General features: G+C 28.7%; 14 protein-coding genes. 2 read left to right on the top strand and 12 right to left on the bottom strand.

Annotation, left to right across the window (positions count from 1 at the left end; all coding sequences use genetic code 11):
- The first annotated feature begins 160 nt into the window (after positions 1-160).
- Positions 161-1,918 carry an AMP-dependent synthetase/ligase gene (locus EOV51_RS11045; protein WP_128152586.1) on the top strand — a complete coding sequence of 586 codons (1,758 nt, stop codon included), beginning with the start codon at positions 161-163 and terminating at the stop codon, positions 1,916-1,918.
- An 88-nt stretch (positions 1,919-2,006) separates the two neighbouring features.
- On the opposite strand, the gene EOV51_RS11040 is transcribed toward EOV51_RS11045, so the two are convergent.
- From EOV51_RS11040 to EOV51_RS11030, 3 genes are all read right to left on the bottom strand, one after another.
- A complete protein-coding gene (locus tag EOV51_RS11040; RefSeq protein WP_128152585.1) occupies positions 2,007-3,041 on the bottom strand; it encodes an LLM class flavin-dependent oxidoreductase in 1,035 nt (344 codons plus the stop codon).
- A 152-nt stretch (positions 3,042-3,193) separates the two neighbouring features.
- On the bottom strand, positions 3,194-5,803 hold the full coding sequence (alaS, locus tag EOV51_RS11035) for an alanine--tRNA ligase (RefSeq protein ID WP_128152584.1): 2,610 nt from the start codon (positions 5,801-5,803) through the stop codon (positions 3,194-3,196).
- A 70-nt stretch (positions 5,804-5,873) separates the two neighbouring features.
- Entirely contained in the window at positions 5,874-6,362 is a 489-nt protein-coding gene (locus EOV51_RS11030; RefSeq protein ID WP_128152583.1) for a hypothetical protein, read from the bottom strand.
- Between the two features lie 283 nt (positions 6,363-6,645).
- On the opposite strand from EOV51_RS11030, the gene EOV51_RS11025 reads away from it, so the two are divergent.
- Positions 6,646-7,134, top strand: a complete 489-nt coding sequence (locus tag EOV51_RS11025) for a septal ring lytic transglycosylase RlpA family protein (RefSeq protein ID WP_228427621.1) — start codon at positions 6,646-6,648, stop codon at positions 7,132-7,134.
- Positions 7,135-7,218: 84 nt separating this feature from the next.
- On the opposite strand, the gene rimO is transcribed toward EOV51_RS11025, so the two are convergent.
- The 9 genes from rimO to EOV51_RS10980 all read right to left on the bottom strand — a co-directional run bounded on the left by rimO (position 7,219) and on the right by EOV51_RS10980 (position 18,133).
- Positions 7,219-8,520: a 30S ribosomal protein S12 methylthiotransferase RimO gene (gene rimO / locus EOV51_RS11020; protein ID WP_128152582.1), complete on the bottom strand. Its 1,302-nt coding sequence runs from the start codon at positions 8,518-8,520 to the stop codon at positions 7,219-7,221.
- A 69-nt stretch (positions 8,521-8,589) separates the two neighbouring features.
- Positions 8,590-9,549, bottom strand: coding sequence for a hypothetical protein (locus EOV51_RS11015; protein ID WP_128152581.1), 960 nt, complete (start codon positions 9,547-9,549; stop codon positions 8,590-8,592).
- Between the two features lie 118 nt (positions 9,550-9,667).
- Positions 9,668-10,834 (bottom strand): THUMP domain-containing class I SAM-dependent RNA methyltransferase, encoded by a 1,167-nt coding sequence (locus EOV51_RS11010; RefSeq protein ID WP_128152580.1) that lies wholly within the window; start codon positions 10,832-10,834, stop codon positions 9,668-9,670.
- A 105-nt stretch (positions 10,835-10,939) separates the two neighbouring features.
- A complete protein-coding gene (locus EOV51_RS11005) occupies positions 10,940-12,880 on the bottom strand; it encodes a T9SS type A sorting domain-containing protein (RefSeq protein WP_128152579.1) in 1,941 nt (646 codons plus the stop codon).
- Positions 12,881-13,041: 161 nt separating this feature from the next.
- A complete protein-coding gene (locus EOV51_RS11000) occupies positions 13,042-14,382 on the bottom strand; it encodes a peptidylprolyl isomerase (RefSeq protein WP_128152578.1) in 1,341 nt (446 codons plus the stop codon).
- Between the two features lie 61 nt (positions 14,383-14,443).
- On the bottom strand, positions 14,444-16,309 hold the full coding sequence (locus tag EOV51_RS10995) for a hypothetical protein (RefSeq protein WP_128152577.1): 1,866 nt from the start codon (positions 16,307-16,309) through the stop codon (positions 14,444-14,446).
- A gap of 35 nt (positions 16,310-16,344) precedes the next feature.
- Positions 16,345-17,112, bottom strand: a complete 768-nt coding sequence (locus EOV51_RS10990) for a hypothetical protein (RefSeq protein ID WP_128152576.1) — start codon at positions 17,110-17,112, stop codon at positions 16,345-16,347.
- A 9-nt stretch (positions 17,113-17,121) separates the two neighbouring features.
- Positions 17,122-17,685, bottom strand: a complete 564-nt coding sequence (locus EOV51_RS10985; protein WP_128152575.1) for a Maf family nucleotide pyrophosphatase — start codon at positions 17,683-17,685, stop codon at positions 17,122-17,124.
- Between the two features lie 121 nt (positions 17,686-17,806).
- Entirely contained in the window at positions 17,807-18,133 is a 327-nt protein-coding gene (locus EOV51_RS10980) for a DUF4870 domain-containing protein (protein ID WP_128152574.1), read from the bottom strand.
- Positions 18,134-18,326 lie beyond the last annotated feature (193 nt).

The following is an 18,326-nucleotide window of genomic DNA, read 5'->3' as shown; positions in this document are numbered from 1 at the left end:
TTGAATGTTAAAATTACGTATAATCATTTATTAATGCAAAAACATTATTAATAATATAAGATTTGTTACTAACATTACGTTACTAGTTAAATAATATTTATACTTTTGCCTCGCGTAAAAGCATAGCTAACTGATGTATGTATAATTATAGAAAGAAAAAATGAACTTTTCACAGTTAATATTAGATAATAAAAAACTAGATACTAAAACAGCCTTAAATTTTAAGGAAGATAACGAATGGAAAAGTTATTCGTGGAAAGAATTTCACGACTTGATTATGCAAACGGCCCATTCTCTGAAAAAACTGGGTGTACAACCTAATGATAATGTAGCTATTTATGCTGACAATATTCCCCAGTGGATGATCATGAATTTTGCAATATTATCTACAGGCGCCGTTACAGTCCCAATTTACGGTACTTTGACTGCAGATCAGGCTAAATATATCATTGAGGAAGCTGATATTAAAATAGTATTAGCAGGTAATCAGAAACAATACGATAATTTACTAGAAGTATACTCGAAAAGTACTTCTATTGAGCATATTATTGCTGCAAAAAACACTATTGAAATTAAGAGTAAATTTTCTTCTCATTTCCACAAACTAATAGAAAATGAATCTGCTCATTTTGATGTTTATGAAAAAGATGACGATGAAATAGCTTCTATCATATACACTTCCGGAACTACCGGAGAACCTAAGGGAGTAATGCTTTCTCATGGAGGTTTTATAAATGTATGTGAAGCTCATATCAAATTTTTTAATATTTATCCTTCTCACGAAAATTCTCTTGTCTTTCTACCTCTAAGCCATGTTTTTGAAAATTGCTGGAGCTCGTTTGTACTTTCGTGTGGTGGAGAGTTGAGTTTTTGTGAATATCCTAAAGAAATTGCCCAGTATTTGCTAGAAGTGAAGCCGACAACTATGTGCTCAGTACCTAGGTTATTTCAGAAAATATATAATTCTATTAATGAAAAAATCGAAAACAGTTCAAAGGCTGCACAGAAGTTTTTCAAATGGTCTATATCTGTAGGTGCTAAAGTATCAGAGCTTAAAAGAAAAGAAGAAAAAATTCCGTTATCTTTAGCATTAAAATATAATTTAGCCAATAAACTTGCTTTCAAAAAAGTAAAAGAACAACTAGGCGGACGTTTATGGTTTATTCCTGTGGGAGGTGCTTCGATAACTTCCGATATAACACGCTTTTTCGATGCTATTGGTATTCATTTAACCATTGGTTATGGATTAACTGAAACGATGGCTACTGTTACGGCGTTTCCTTTTACTCATTATGAACATGGAACTGCAGGTAAACCAGTTACGGGAGTACAGGTGGCTATTGGTGATGAGGATGAAGTTCTTATTAAGGGATATGGAGTTTTTAAAGGATATTATAAAAAAGAAGAAGAAACCCAAAAGGTTTTCACAAAAGATGGATGGTTTAAAACTGGGGATGCTGGTAAGTTTGATGAGAAAGGAAATTTAATTATTGTGGATCGTATTAAGGATTTACTTAAAACTTCTAATGGAAAATATGTTTCTCCACAACCTATTGAAAACATGCTAACTAATGATAACTATATACAGCAAGCTGTGATTATTGGTGATAACCAGCCTTACGTTACTGCACTGATTGTACCTAATTTTGAAGCTCTTAAAAAGTTTGCTAAAAATTTAAATATTAAATTTAATTCTACTGATGAACTTGTTTCGATAAAAGGTATTAAAGATTTTTATAATGAACGTATTAATCAATTGCAAGCGCATTTAGCAGGTTTTGAACAAATAAAAAAATTTCAATTACTTCCTTCAGATTTTGATATGAATTCCGGGGAAATTACTCCTACATTAAAAGTCCGACGCAAAATTGTTTTAGAAAAATTTAAATCATTAATTGAAGATATGTACAAAAAATAATTCGAGAGATAATTTTTTGAAAGTAAAAGCAGTATTAAATTAATACTGCTTTTTTTAATTAACTGTTAATTAAAATTATATAAAAATCTTATTTATCCAGTGATTTTTTTACTTGTGGAGCTATTTTTGTTCCATATAGTTCGATAGCATGCATAATGTCTTTATGCTCCGGAGCTCCCACATCCATATGAGCTGCAAACCTGGTTAATCCGAATAATTCTTGCTGATATAATATTTTATCTATTGTTTGATTTACATCTCCAACAAAAATAGCTCCATTAGCACTTCTTCCAGCATTAAACTGACTTTTGCTATATTTATGCCAGCCTCTTGAGCTTCCAATTCTATCCATTTGAGCCGAATAATATGGATAGTATTTATCTGCTATTTCTTCGCTGGTATCTCCAAATAAAGCATGTGAATGAATACCTACCTGGTAGTTATCCATACTATGACCATTGTTAATATATTCTTGTTTATATAAATCAAACAAGGGTTTAAAATTTGCAGGATTACCTCCAATAATTGCTATCATCAAAGGTAAGCCCAGTTTAGCAGCTCTGATAACAGATCCCGGAGTTCCTCCGGCTGCCAGCCATATATTTAATTGATCATTTTTTGCTCTGGGTAATACTTGCTGATTATTCAATGAGGCTCTAAATTTACCTTTCCATGTTATATTATTTTGTTCATTTATTTCTAAAAGCAAATTTAATTTCTCTTCAAATAACTCGTTATAATCATCAAGATTGAACCCGAATAAAGGAAATGACTCAATAAAACTTCCTCGCCCTGCCATAATCTCTGCTCTCCCATCGGATATCAAATCTAAGGTGGCAAAATTTTGGTAAACTTTTACTGGATCTGCTGAACTTAAAACTGTAACAGCACTTCCTAGTTTTATATTTTTTGTCATTGTTGCAGCTGCAGCAAGAATAATTTCAGGACTTGAAACTGCATAGTCAGCTCTGTGATGCTCTCCTATTCCAAAATAATCCAGACCTACTTCATCCATTAACCTGATTTCTTCTAATAATTCATTTATTCGTTGCTGTGCCGGCTGAATTTTCCCTGTATGTGGATCTATTCTTATATCTCCAAACATGCTTATTCCTAGCTCCATATTTATATCGTCATTATTTGTTTTAGTAAATTTACGACGATTTAGCTTTAAAAATTATTAACCTAGGATAAGAATTTATAGGAGCTGTAAATAAAAAAACCTTTTTAGGTTTAATCTAAAAAGGTTTGTAATTTATGATAAATTTATTAAAATTAATTTGAAAGCCATTGCTTAGATTTTTGCAAGGCATTATCCAGTCCTGACGTATTACTACCTCCGGCAGTAGCATAAGAAGGTTGTCCTCCTCCTCCTCCGTTAATTTCACGGGCAAGTTCTTTAACTATTTTTCCAGCATGTAATCCTTTATCAACCAAATCATCAGATATGCCTACTGAAATTGTTGGTTTATCATCTGTTTTTGTACCAATGATAATAAATAAATTTTCTTTTTCATTTTTTAATTGGAACACTAAGTCTTTGATTGCTGCATTGTTTAAATCTGTAATTAAACCTAAGTAATTTATTCCATTTATTTCAACTATTGAGTTTAACCAATTAGATTTTTCATTTAATGCTTTTTCTTTTAATAATATCTCTGCCTGCTTTCTTAGTTGTTCGTTTTCGTTTATTAATTTCTCTACTGATTTAACCGGATCATCTGTATTTTTTAATAAAGCTCGCAGTTCATAAAATTGAGTTGTCTGCTCTTTAAGGAAATTTATCCCAACTTCTCCTGTTATAGCTTCTATTCTTCTTACTCCTGCAGAACTTGAAGATTCACTCATAATTTTAAAGAAAATAATATCCTGAGTATTTTTAACATGAGTACCCCCGCAAAGTTCTACGGATTCTCCAAATTTGATAACTCTGACAACATCTCCGTATTTTTCACCAAATAATGCCATTGCTCCCATTTCTAAAGCTTTTTTAAAAGGTACTGAACGATTTTCATCCAAATCCAGTCTTTCATAGATTTTCATGTTCACCTTTTTTTCAACTTCAAAAATTTCTTCATTTGTCAGTTTACTGAAATGAGAAAAATCAAACCGTAGATATTCAGGTCCAACATACGAACCTTTTTGTTCAACATGAGTACCCAGCACTTCTCGTAAAGCTTCATGCAATAAATGGGTTGCTGAATGGTTTTTTGTTATAGCTTCTCTCCTTTTTTTATCAACTACTGCATTAAAAGGAAATTCAGGGTATTTGGGTAGTTCTTTTACAATATGAACTATTAAATTATTTTCTTTTCGGGTATTGATTATTTCAATCTTTTCATTTGGGTTTTCTATATATCCTATATCTCCTACCTGTCCACCACTTTCAGCATAAAAAGGAGTTACCTGAAAAACCAGCTGATAAAACTCACCGTCTTTATTTTCAACTTTTCTAAATCGTGTAATTTTAACATGTGTTTCCAAAAAATCATACCCTACAAATTCTTCTTCAGAATCATCTTCTAATATTTCCCAGTCATAATTTTTAAATGTACTTGCAGATTTAGATCTTTCTTTTTGCTTAATCATATGCTCTTCAAAACCTAGTTCATCTACTGATAAACCTTTTTCCTCTGCAATAATTCTTGACAAATCAGAAGGAAATCCATAAGTATCATATAATTCAAAAACTACATCACCAGGTATAACTTTTAAATCAGGGTTCGAATCAATGAAAGATCCTAATCTTACCAATCCTTGTTCTATAGTTCTTAAAAAGCCTGTTTCTTCTTCTTTTATAACTTCAGTAATCAATTCTTCCTGTTGGTCTATTTCGGGGAAAAATTTCCCCATCTGACTTTTAAGAACTGAAATTAATTCAAACAAAACTGGTTCTTTTTTATTAAGTAATCTATATGCATATCCTGTAGCTCTTCGCAAAATACGTCTGATTACATAACCTGCTCCTGAATTGGAAGGTAGTTGTCCATCTGCAATTGCAAATGCCACTGCCCTTACGTGATCTACAACTACTCTAAAAGCTATATCTGTAGCTGTATTATTTCCATATTTGTACCCTGTAAGTTCTTCTACACGCTTAATTAAAGGCGTAAATACATCTGTATCGTAGTTTGATGTTTTATTTTGCAATACCATACACAGTCTTTCAAACCCCATTCCAGTATCAACATTTTGCTTAGGTAATTTTTCTAAACTTCCGTCGGCTTTGCGTAGAAATTCCATGAATACAAGATTCCATACTTCAATGACCTGAGGGTGATCCTGATTAACCAATGTTTTTCCATCAATACTGGCTTTTTCATCGGTCGATCTTATGTCTACATGTATTTCAGAACATGGACCACAAGGTCCTGTATCACCCATTTCCCAAAAATTATCTTTTTTATTACCTAATAAGATACGATTTTCGTCTATGTGCTGCTTCCAGTAGTTAAAGGCTTCCATATCACTTGTCAACCCTTCCTTAGCATCTCCTTCAAAAATAGTTACATATAAACAATCCTTAGGTATTTTGTATACTTCGGTTAAAAGCTCCCAAGCCCAGTCAATTGCTTCTTTTTTGAAATAATCTCCAAAACTCCAGTTACCCAACATTTCAAACATGGTATGGTGGTAAGTATCTTTACCTACGTCATCCAAATCATTATGTTTTCCGGAAACCCGAAGACACTTTTGGGTATCAGCCACCCTGACACTTTTAGGTTCTTTATATCCAAGAAAAAAGTCTTTAAACTGGGTCATTCCTGAATTGGAAAACATAAGTGTGGGATCATCTTTTAAAACTATGGGTGCAGACGGAACTATCGTATGCTTTTTAGATTCAAAAAAATCAAGAAATGTTTGTCTGATTTGCTGTGAAGTCATATCTCTACTGAATTTTGGCTTACAAAAGTACTAAATTTAAGAGGATTGTTAGTATTACATCCGAATAAAATTATTGTATTTGCGTGTTTTGATTAAAAATAATAATTGATTGTAGATCCTCAAATGGATATTGAATCCACTCAACTTGCTTTTTTATTTTATTTTTTTTGTCAAAATATAACCAAGCGGTAAACTGAACTTTATCATATTTACTATTATTGTAATAATAAGAATTGTAGTGCCCATTTACAACAACAATACTGTCATTTGCAAGCATTTGATTTATAGAAACTGTTTTAGAACCTTCGTACTCTTTATCATTCCAAATTGAAAGACACTTATTTTTTATGTTTTCTTTATTTTTATATGAAGATTGTGAAACGGCATCGTTCCATATAGGATCTGAATCTGAATAAAAATCCAGAAATTGTTCTATATTCTTTCCTTCTGAAAATACTTTGTAATATTCTTCTGTTTTTTTTATATTTTTTCTTTGCTCAACCTGAATACAACTCATAAATATTAAAGGTATAAGCAAAATGATTAAAACTTTATTCATAGTCAACATTTTATAATAGTCAAAAATACAATTTTTCACATAAACCTCAATATATATAAAACACTGAATAACAATATATTAACAATATAATGATATTAAAACGCTAAAAAAATTAACATATTGAAGTTTATTTAACATTTTTTTAACAATGCATGAATTTTCCTTTGTCTACTGATAATTGGCGGTCTTTTATATGTGATTTCAAGTCTAAATAAATATTTTAACACTTTTTAATTTTTGCCAATTGTAATTTTGCCCAGCAAATGAAACAAAAAAACAATTTATGAAAAGAGTAACATTAGCAGTAGTCTTATTAATGTCTCTTTCTTTTACAGCAATGCAAATTAATGATACTGAAACAGATCATATTACCGAACATTCTAAGCATAATTTAGTAAAAGGAGATACTTTACAATTTGACTCTATTACAAATGATACTTTAACTAAAGAAATTATTAAAAGTATTGAAGAAGAAGCTGTAGAACTTTCTTTATCAGGGAGAGTTTCTTGGTATGGGGACAGATTTCATGGAAGAAAAACTTCCAGCGGTGAAAAATATGATATGAATGAATATACTGCCGCACATAAAACTTTACCTTTTGGTACTAAAGTTAAAATAAGAAATCCTAAAAACGGTAAAGAGGTAATTGTTAGAATTACAGATAGAGGACCTTTTGTTCCTAAAAGAGTTTTTGATTTAAGTAAAGCTGCTTTTGCTGAATTAACTAGTCTTAATGCTGGTGTGTTAAATGTAACTTATGAAGTTTTATAAAAATTAAAAGTAATATTATATGTAAAACTCCGGAAATTTCCGGAGTTTTTTCATATATATAATATTTAGATTCTTTATTTCAAATTAAATAACTTCTCCGTATAAATCAAAATCTTCAGCTCTAACAATTTTAACATTAACGAAACTACCTATCGATAAATAGGTAGATTCCGCAGGAACCAAAACTTCATTATCAACGTCAGGAGAATCATATTCAGTTCTTCCTATAAAATAATCCCCTTCTTTTCTATCAATTATACATTTGTAAGTATTTCCTATTTTTTCTTGATTTAATTCCCAGGAAATCTTGGATTGTATTTCCATAATTTCATTAACCCTTTCTTGCTTTTCTTCTTCAGAAACTGTATCATCTAATTTAAAAGCGGTTGTATTTTCTTCATGAGAATAAGTAAAACAACCAAGTCTGTCAAATCTTTGCTGTGCAACCCATTCTTTTAATTCCTCAAAATGCTCTCTGCTCTCTCCCGGATATCCGACTATTAAAGTAGTTCTAATGGCCATATCAGGAACTTTAGCTCTAAAATCATTGATGAGTCTATTCGTTTTTTCTTTCGTTGTCCCTCTTTTCATTGATTTTAATATATCGTCAGAAATATGTTGAAGGGGAATATCTAAGTAATTACAAATTTTAGGCTGTTCTTTCATGATATCAAGAACATCCTGAGGAAAACCTGTAGGAAAAGCATAGTGAAGTCTTATCCATTCTAATCCATCAATTTTCACCAATTCATTTAATAAATCAGCCAAAGCTCTTTTTTTATAAATATCTAACCCATAATAAGTTAAATCCTGAGCTATCAGTATCAGTTCACGGGTTCCGCCTTTAACCAACAATTTTGCTTCTTTTACCAGTTCTTCGATGGGTGTTGAAATATGTCCGCCCCGCATTAAGGGAATTGCACAAAAGCTACAAGGTCTGTCGCATCCTTCTGAAATTTTCAGATAAGCAAAATGTCTAGGAGTGGTAACTAAACGTTCACCCACCAGCTCATGCTTATAATCAGCCCCTAACGCTTTTAATAAAAGTGGTAAATCTCTGGTTCCAAAGTACTGATCTACATTAGGAATTTCTTTTTCTAAATCCGGTTTATATCGTTCGGATAAACATCCGGTAACAAATACTTTATCAACTTTACCTTGTTCTTTTTGCTCAACGTAATCTAAAATAGTGGATATACTTTCTTCTTTTGCATTATCGATAAATCCGCAAGTATTAATTACTACAATGTCTCCTTTTTTTTCGTGAACTACTTCTTTTCCATTAGCTTTAAGCTGACTCATCAGGACTTCTGAATCATATACATTTTTTGAACAACCTAATGTTATTACATTGATTTTCTTTTTTCCAACCGATTTAGTACGCATAAGTTACTTTTAAGTTTGCAAATGTAAGATGTCTTGAGAAGATATAAAAAATAAATGGTAGATAAAATACTAAACCAGGTCTAAAATTTTCTTAACCCAATTTTTAGTACTGTATTTTTGTAATATATCATCCGGTAAATCTTTGTAATCAGAATTTAGAAATTCATCGGGAATTACAATATTTTCAGGATCTATAAGTAAGATATTGTTAGAATCATAAAAATCATAATTGACAATATCTTTGTTTGTTGTTATCAACTTTTTGTGGTAACCTAGAGATTCAAATACTCTGAATGTTAAACCAACTTGCTCAGGTCGCTGTATATCAATCATGATACTTGAAGTATCAATTTTTTCTAAAACAGTATCTCTGGAAACCATGCGGTTTAAATATTTAATTTTAGTACGAATATGCGGTCTGTAAAGATTAACTTGCCTTCTATTAACTACTAAAAATTCATATGAAAAATTTTTTTCGTCTAAAACAGAAGCTATTTTTTCCAAAATTGGAGTCCTATTATCTAATGATGAAATATTAAATGCTTTTCTAGTCTGATTAATCTTTTTTTCCTTTAATTCGTAAATATAGTTAGGAATAAATTCTAAATTATATTTTTTTGCATCGCTTTTATCGTAAGTGTAAATTTTATCAAAATAATTAAAGGTGTTAGTAATCGCCGGCATTCTTTGTACTCCATCATAATGATAAGCTATCATTTGATTACTTTTAGATTTACATAATGAAAGTGTTTCAGGAGATAACCATTCTGCATGTATGATTATAATTTTATCCTGTTTACCTATATGAGTCAATTCATTTTTAATGAACTGATATAAGTGATACCTCTTGATATTAGACTTAAAAAAAGTCTTATTAATTAAATTTTTAAACCTATCCCATAGGTTTGGATATTTATATCGATTTTCATATATGTCTATATGATAGGCATCAATACCTAACTCTTTCATTGCTGAAACGATATATTTATCGTACCCATAATAATCTAAAGAGATTAAGGTTACTTTCATTATTAATTAAAATTTACTAATTTTTATAAAGCACTAATAAAAAGCATTATTATAACAGTTGCAAATATAACATGTTTTAAAGATTTATTAAATAGTATAAAGATTTTTTGTATTTTTTTTAACTTATTAATTTATTTGCTTTTTTTGTTCCTTCATAAATATCATATTGAAAAAATCTACATTCCAGTTTACCATTAAATAACTTTATCTTTCTGGAAGGTCTTAAACCTACTTTTTTAAAAGCTTCCAAATCTGCTGTTATAAACCAGGAAAGTGTATTTTTATAATTACTTTTTAAAGTATCTCCTATTTTTTTATAAAATTCATTATCATCAATGGATATTCTTTCATCATAGGGTGGATTAAAAACTAATAAAACCGGGAAGAGTTCTTTTTTAGAATCAAAAAAATTCTGTTTTTTTATTTCTATAAATTCTGTTAAATCTGCAGCGTCAATATTAGTTTGAGCAGTTTGTATTGCTTTTTCAGAAATATCATACCCTACTATTTTCCCGGAAAATGGTTTGATACGATTAAGTCTGGTTTCTTTAATTTTATTAAATAATTCGAGATCAAAATTAGCCCAGTTCATAAATCCAAATTTAGTTCTATGTAACTGCGGGGGTATATTCATAGCTCTCATAGCTGCTTCTATTAGCAAAGTTCCTGAACCACACATAGGATCTAAATAATTACCTTTTCCATCCCAACCAGCTAATGATAATAATCCGGAAGCAAGAACCTCATTTATAGGAGCTTCAAAATTTGCTTTTCTGTAACCTCTTTTAAATAATGGATCTCCACTACTATCTAATGATACTGTTACCTGATCATTACTGATATGTAAATGAAACTTGATATCGGGATTTTTAGTGTCAACATCTGGTCTTTTTCCAAATTTTTTTCTAAAACTGTCTACTATTGCATCTTTCATTTTTAATGAGGCATATTGTGAGTGCGTAAAATACTCTGAATATACCGTTGAATCTATTGCAAATGTCTGATTATTATACAAATATTTATCCCATTGAAATTTTTGAAGTTCTCTTTCAAATATTTTTTCATCTTTTGCTTGAAAAGAATAAATAGGTACTAATATTTTCAAAGCTGTTCTCAGAGAATAGTTAGCTTTATACAAAAATCCTAAATCTCCATAAAATTCTACTGCCCTGTTTTTACTTATTATTTTAGATGCACCTAATTCTTTTAGCTCCTGCACAAGGATATCTTCAAGTCCAAAAAAAGTTTTTGCCTGTATTATAAATGACTCCTGATTTAAATTCATTATTTAGTATTTCTGTAGCAAAAATAGGTAAAAGTGTTAAGATTATTACTAATAAAAAAAGGTTATCCAAGTTGGATAACCTTTTCGTCACAAAATTATGTTTATTTATTCTTTGATAAATTTTAATTTTGATATTTTTCCCTGATCGTTTTTTATTTGAAGTATATAAACTCCAGATTTAAGGTTATGAACCGGAATTGCTTGTTGTTGGGTTACATTTTTTTGAATGGTGGTAATATTTCCGCTCATAGTATATAAAGTGATTTCTGAAGGAATATTTAACCCTTTTATATATAGGTTATTATCTTTTACATAAGGTTTCAAAGTTTCTTCAGTCTGAACCATTAGAGTTCTACTGTTCCAATCTATATCTCCCCAAATATCTTCTTCAATAACTGTTAAAGGCAATCTATCCATATAATATCCTCCCTCTTTTCTTTCAATTACTTTAATTTCATTATCATTGACATAGGGCATGATGATATAATCTCCTCCCTGAACTGAATTGGGAATACTACAATTATATAATGAATTCTTTCGAGAAAGAGTTATATCTGTACAAAAATCCCCATTGGAGTAAAATAATCCTATTTTAGTTTTTTCCTGATTACTGGTAGGCATTGAAACTATAAAGTTTTTTTCCATTTCGGTCTGGAATAGCTTATTTATAAAGCTAACTCCGTTTTCTTTGATGTTTAATTGCATGTAATTGGTGGTTTTAAACTCTGTATCTGCTACATATCTGCGATTTGCTTTATATTCAATTGTTAAAGGTAATCTATCTATCCATGGGCTGTCTGTCTCTCTTTCTAATACTTTCTTCACACTTTTATCTTCAACATATGGTATTAACATGAAGTTACCAATATAATTTTCCGGTAACTGACAAGTATACTGATACCCTTCATTAGAAAGAACAGTTAAAGGTCCTCGAAAATTACCATCTTTAGGATTATATAATCCAAACTTTACGTCATTATTAGTCGAATCATCAGTTCTTAAGTAAATTATAACTTGTTCTTTCTCTTTAAAGACATATTTATTATTCTCTTTTATTATCCGAAGATGAGAAGTTATTTTTGGATATTTTTTTACAGGATCTGTACCATATTTCTGAACATAAAACCCTCTAATCCACCCCTTAGGTAGTTCAACAAAACCATTTGGAATCTTATCATCTAATGCTAATTTTTTAATATCAACAGAAGCTATGTCAAAACCTGCGATTATATTCGATTTTTCATATTTTTTAAAATCACTTTCTTTTATATAAAGCTTATAACCTAATTCTTCGTCCGAAATTTTCTTAGAAAACCTAACATTAAGCCAATGCCATGAAGATGTTACTGAAATACTTTGATTTAAATTATCTAATGTTGCAGCTAATGCTGGCTCATTCAATTCCTCCTTATCTTTATAAATTCTTAATGTTGCGTATTTATATAAAGCATAAAAATCTCCTGTAATTAAGTTGTTCCAAGGTCCATTCATACGACCTCCCCCTGGCATTAAATTGAAACCATACACGTTTTTGTTGGGTTCAAACCAATAACCATTGTTTAAATCATCACTTCCTATAAGATTAACCGCTGCTGGATTATCGTTGGTTTTAGCTCCTAAATATTCTTTAATATCTGTATAGGATCCCGTACCACACATTCCCAACAATTGATAAAAATCAGCTCTTCGTGGTAATCCCCAAACTGTTGAAATTTTATCATTTTCATACATTACTCCGGTTGGTAATCCTCCATTTCCATAATATTGTCCAAAGTATCTATTGAAATCTTTTGCTGAAACATTATAAGGTACCCCCCAAAGATCCATGTGTTTATGAATTAATTCATCCGTTACGTAATCGGTATTTACAGGTTCATAAAAATTGTTATCCATCCAGTAATATTCTCCAATTTTAATACCGTTGTAATAGGATTTACTGTCACCACTTCGAAATTCTAATTTTAAAATTTCTTTTGTTGAAGAATTTTGTCCTTTTACCTGCCACAGGTTTAAGAACACTAATAAAAACAGAAAATAATTTTTCATATAGTTTAATTTTAAAATTCAATATACAAAATTATATATTTTATTTCATAAAATAAAAATTAAACGAATGCTATATATCATATTAATATACAAAATTATTTTTTACACAAAAAAAGTCTGTGATTACACAGACTTTTAACTACAATAATGTATATTTAATATTATTTTTTATTTGTTTGCAACCAATTTAAAGAAAATTTACATTTTTTATATTGATCCTGAATAGTTATAAAAGTGGTTGGTATTTGATTTTCAACCCATTTCTCTACTATTTCATTTTCTTTGGTCTTTTGAGCAAAGTTTTTAATTCTATTATAATCTATATCCAAATTCATTTTATGAGGAGGTATAACGTCTGTAATTTTTAATAATTTAACTACTGTTCTATTATTATCTGTATCTTCAAATACTTCAGAAACATCCCCTTTAACTAATCCTGACAAATTATATAATATTTTAGTAGGTAACTTAATTTTCTCAAATCTATTATCGCCCGTCTGTTGATTAGACAATACACCTCCATTATATTTTGTATATCTATCATTAGAGTACTTTAAAGCCGCTTCACTAAAAGTTAGTTTACCTGCTTTAATATCTGATTTAATCTGTTCTAATTTCTTTGTAGCCTCTCTGATTTCATCTTTATCAGGAACTGCCATAAGCAAGATATGTCTTAGGTTAAGTACTTGCCCTTTTTTCTTTTCCAGATACACTATATGATAACCATATTCTGTTTCAAACGGATCCGAAATCTGTCCTTCATCCAGACTAAAAGCTACAGCATCAAATTCTTTAACCATTTGTCCTCTTTTAACGTTGGTTATAAGTCCACCACTTTCTGCTGAACCCGGATCCTGAGAATATTTTTTAGCCATATCAGAAAAACTGGCACCTTCCTGTATCTGTTTCTTGATACCTTTAAGCTGATCAATTAATTGCTGCTTATGCGTTTCTGATAGTTCAGGATATAAAAAAATTTGTGCATATTCAATTTCTTCATTTAGGTTAGGAAATTCAGATTCATGTGAATTATAAAATTTCTTAAGATATTCGGGTGAAACATCCACATTTTTAGTAATACTCATCATTTTTCTCTGAGTATACATTTGATTTTTTATCATGGTTTCCAAAACATTTCTTAATTCTCCCATGGTTTTAAACTTGAAATTCTTTAAAACATTTTCATCGGATCCGAAATAATTCCTATAACCATCTAAACGAGAATCGGCTTCTCTGGAAACTTCATCTTTACCTACTGTTACCAATGTGTCTTGTTTCGCTTTATAAAGAATGATTTTTTCTTTCATCATGGTTTCAACAAAATTACATTTGTCTGAAACTATTTGCCCTTCTGAACGAGCATAATTTTCAGCATCATTAATGTCTGATTCTGTAATGATTTCATCACCGACTACTGCTACAATTCCGTCAATTTTCTTCTCCTGACCAAAAGTCAATAATGTGAACGAAAAAAACATGAGCGTTATAAATAATTTATTCATTTCTGTCTTTCTATTTCTATAATTTAATTTTTATTACTGTTCTTAAAATATTGTTACCTGTTTATTTTGAGTATTTAGACTCCAATTCTTTTTCTTGTGAAGGTACAATTTCAATTTTAGCTTTACTTTTCAATTTTTTTATTTCCTGATCCATTTTAAAATCAATGTATAAATCTATATAATTTGTTCTAAATTCTTCCAAATCCATAGGATCATTATTTTTAATATCTTTAATATTAATAACTAATTTTTTAGTTTTATAGTCTGTTGTGTAAACTTTTTTATCGAGTTTGATATCATTAGGCAAATTCAAAGATTCTCTAGTTAATTTCCCTTGATTAATTATCAGCAAAGGTTCATTTTGAGCGTTTACCTTATCTTTATACAATAATTTTATTTCTTCAACAGATTTTTTATCGTTTAGTAATTCTAAAACTTTATTTTTAACTTCATTATTTAAACAATAGTAAAAGTCACCATTGATTCTTTCTTTCCAAATAAACTGTTGCTGATTTTCTTTCAAATACTTTTTTTGACCTTCTGTATCATTTATAGCTTTATCTGTGATTATTGATATGGCTGCATTGATCAAGAGTTTATCATTCAATTTTTTCCATTCCTCTTTATATCTATCAAGTTCAAAATAAAAAATATCGTAATATTGAACTAAATATGTATTTTCCCAAGAATTAATATAAATATTGATTAAATTTTCTACTTCATTAATATTTTTATCAGTAATATTCTGTTTAAGTATATTAAGCAAGTCTTGATTAGTATACAAATATTCACCATTTCCAATATTAACTAAAGTTTTTGTGTCTGAAAGAGTGAAATTTTTAAAATCATTATAATTTTTAGGTAAATTTTGTTTAAAAAGTTTAATTTCATCTTCATCTTCTTTAAAAGAAACTTTATTTTTTAATTCATTTATAAGATTCAAATTTAAATCTCCAACCATATTAGATTGTAACAATCTGTTGTATAGTCTTTTTCTGACTTTAGAATATTGATCATATTGAATTCTGTCTTTTACCACATAGACAGAGTAACAACTATCTGTACGAATAGGCTTTAAAACTGCTGAACTATTATTTAAAACCTGATTGTATAAATCATCGTTATTAATAACTTTTAGTTTTATATCATGGAAAAACAAAATTGAATCATTATTTTTCAGAATATTATCTACACTTTTATTATTTTTTAAATCATCGTATATTAAATCAGCAATATTTTTGCTAGAAGGTGAATTATTTTTTATTCTGTATTCCTTTAATTCTAATTCACCTAAATAATTTCTTTCTTCAGAAACTAAAATCAAGTAATTACCTTGATCTTGATTTACTTCATACACCTTGTTTAAAGGAGCTTTATAAATTTCATTAACCAAAGATTTATTTAATATAAAGAGGTCATAATATGCTGGAATTTTAAAATTAAGCAAAATTGAATACTTTTCAACGGCTTCACTAAATTTGGTTGTATTATTATTAATATTTTTTATTAAGTCCTGAACAAACTTTTTTCGGTTTTTTCCATGTGAGGATAAAAAATTGTCTTCAAAAAACAGAATTTGAATTTTCCTGTCTTTAATAATCTTTTGATAATAATCTTGTAGTAAAGGTTCAATTAAATCTTTTCTGTAATAAAGACTATCTTTCAATTTTTCGCCTTCTTTTATTAAAAGTCTTTCATACATTTCTGATTTATCTACTTTGTATGATAAAGCATATTGTTTAAGTAAATTAAAATCAATGTAATTATTAATGGTTTGCTGAACACCTATTAATTTTAAACTTTTTTGTTGTTGAATTTCAAAATCTTTTGTAAAAATAGTATCACTGTTGATTTTCATCAAAACAGCTTGAGAATACATTGAGATCCCATACAATAAAACAAAAATTGAAAAAAATATTTTTTTCATTTTATTATTATTTTTATACAAAAATAGAGAAACTCCTAAGACCTTGAAAATATTTTTTTGGCTTCATTGTATGACGATTCAAAACTTAACATATTAAACTTGAAATTAGTATTTTTATCCGCTAAAAATGTTAGTATTTTTTCGGTCGGGGGTAAGAAACCAAAATTGTTGCTGACTCGACCATTAGTACTTACCTCCAGGAATTTACACTTCGATGAATTCATGAGCATGAATAATTCTTTAATTACCATGTCATTGTTTAGATAAAAATGTCCTCCTGAAGACAATCCAGGAAAATTTTTATCACAGAAATCAAAAACATTTTTTACTATATCTAAATCTAATAAAGAATTTTCATTACTAAATTTAACAGCGTAAATTTTGTTATTATACAGAACATCTATTTCTGTATCTATTTGATTTAAAATTATAAGCTCACCGTTTGAAAAATCAATATTTATTCTTACTACAATTTTTTCTTTATGTAATGAATTTAAATTTTCAACTAAATAAATCAAATTCGAAGAAATTTCTATAAAATCAATATTATCAATATCTAAAGCTTTAAAAAAGTTTTTTTCATCCGAAACTCTTATATATATTTTAGTCTTGGCTTTATCTATTGAATTTATAAAACCATCTGTTTTTTTCAATAACATTGTATTATTTAAAACAAACGATCCTAAATCAATAGCAAAAAAACCTATTTCTGATAATCGGTTTATATAATTTATTAAAATTTTATCAGAGAGTTTTGCTGAATTACAATTAAATACATCTCCAATATTTTCAATTAATTTCATTGCTAAAATTTATTCAAAAGATTTTAAGTAATTATAAACTAAATGTGTAGGAAACCCCATAATGGTAAAGTATGAACCTTCAATTTTTTCAATTTTTGATAAACCTATCCAATCCTGTATACCATAAGAGCCAGCTTTGTCCATTGGATTAAAGTTATTAACATAATAATTAATTTCTTCTTTATCAAGTTTTAAAAAATGCACCCTGGCAGAGTCAGTAAAAACTTTGTAGTTATCTTTAGTACTAAATCCAACAGAGGTAAAAACTTCATGAGAATGACCTGATAGACTTTTCAACATATTTTCGGCCTCTAATGAATTATTGGGTTTTTCTAATGCTTTATTGTTGTACCATACAATGGTATCAGCTGTAATCAGTATTGTCTTTTCCGGAATTTCCCCATAACTCTTTGACTTATTATATGCTAAATATTCGGTTATTTCTCCGGCTTTCAAATTTCCAGGATAAGATTCATCTATATTTAAACTAATGGTATCAAATTCATATCCAAGACTTTTTAATAATTCCTTTCTTCTCGGAGATTGAGACGCTAATACAATTTGATAATACATAGGTTGTTATATAATTTGCTAAATTATAAAGACTATTTAATTTTGCAAAAAATCAGATTAAATATTATTAATAAAAAAAGCCTTAAAAAAAGGCTTTTTCTATCTATTAAAATTATTTGAATTAAGGAATAAAATTAAATTTTCCTTCAAACATTTTTCCTATAACAGGTAAAGGTTTTTCTTCTCCTTTATTTGCATTTAATATCCCTATAATCATCAATACTAAAAAAACAAGTGATAGTATTCCTAATATGGAAAAAACATTAGAGATTTGCATTAAAATACTAGTCAGTACATTATAAACAACTGCAACTATCATTAGACCAAATGATTGTCTTAAATGATAGGAAACTAGTGAATCTTTAGGCTGTCCTTTGTATGTAAAAAAAGAAACAAGCCATCCAATAAGTGTAATATACGACACAAGTGCTAAAGTCTTATTATTCATAATTTAAAAATTTAATAATTATTTTCTATCTTTTTGCTAAAATACATTATATTTCTTAATTATGATCTTTTGAATAACAGAAAGTATAAATTTTTATGAAATTTATTTCTATACCTATTAAATAGTGAATTATTTAGCTTGTCTATAAGTTAATATATGTAACTTTGATTACAATAATAAATATTTAAATAAA

It is taken from the genome of Apibacter raozihei, from assembly GCF_004014855.1.
In the GTDB taxonomy this organism is placed as follows: Bacteria; Bacteroidota; Bacteroidia; order Flavobacteriales; family Weeksellaceae; genus Apibacter; species Apibacter raozihei.
Note: the sequence above shows the minus strand (reverse complement) of the source record. Positions and strands in the feature narration are given on the sequence as shown.

Bases quoted from the DNA above. Each gene is read 5' to 3' on its own strand.
- EOV51_RS10995 (WP_128152577.1), bottom strand. From the start codon at position 16,309: ATGAAAAAAATATTTTTTTCAATTTTTGTTTTATTGTATGGGATCTCA.
- rimO (WP_128152582.1), bottom strand. From the start codon at position 8,520: ATGCGTACTAAATCGGTTGGAAAAAAGAAAATCAATGTAATAACATTA.
- EOV51_RS10990 (WP_128152576.1), bottom strand. From the start codon at position 17,112: ATGAAATTAATTGAAAATATTGGAGATGTATTTAATTGTAATTCAGCA.
- EOV51_RS10980 (WP_128152574.1), bottom strand. From the start codon at position 18,133: ATGAATAATAAGACTTTAGCACTTGTGTCGTATATTACACTTATTGGA.
- EOV51_RS11000 (WP_128152578.1), bottom strand. From the start codon at position 14,382: ATGAATAAATTATTTATAACGCTCATGTTTTTTTCGTTCACATTATTG.
- EOV51_RS11005 (WP_128152579.1), bottom strand. From the start codon at position 12,880: ATGAAAAATTATTTTCTGTTTTTATTAGTGTTCTTAAACCTGTGGCAG.
- EOV51_RS11025 (WP_228427621.1), top strand. From the start codon at position 6,646: ATGAAAAGAGTAACATTAGCAGTAGTCTTATTAATGTCTCTTTCTTTT.
- EOV51_RS10985 (WP_128152575.1), bottom strand. From the start codon at position 17,685: ATGTATTATCAAATTGTATTAGCGTCTCAATCTCCGAGAAGAAAGGAA.
- EOV51_RS11040 (WP_128152585.1), bottom strand. From the start codon at position 3,041: ATGGAGCTAGGAATAAGCATGTTTGGAGATATAAGAATAGATCCACAT.
- EOV51_RS11030 (WP_128152583.1), bottom strand. From the start codon at position 6,362: ATGAATAAAGTTTTAATCATTTTGCTTATACCTTTAATATTTATGAGT.
- alaS (WP_128152584.1), bottom strand. From the start codon at position 5,803: ATGACTTCACAGCAAATCAGACAAACATTTCTTGATTTTTTTGAATCT.
- EOV51_RS11015 (WP_128152581.1), bottom strand. From the start codon at position 9,549: ATGAAAGTAACCTTAATCTCTTTAGATTATTATGGGTACGATAAATAT.
- EOV51_RS11010 (WP_128152580.1), bottom strand. From the start codon at position 10,834: ATGAATTTAAATCAGGAGTCATTTATAATACAGGCAAAAACTTTTTTT.
- EOV51_RS11045 (WP_128152586.1), top strand. From the start codon at position 161: ATGAACTTTTCACAGTTAATATTAGATAATAAAAAACTAGATACTAAA.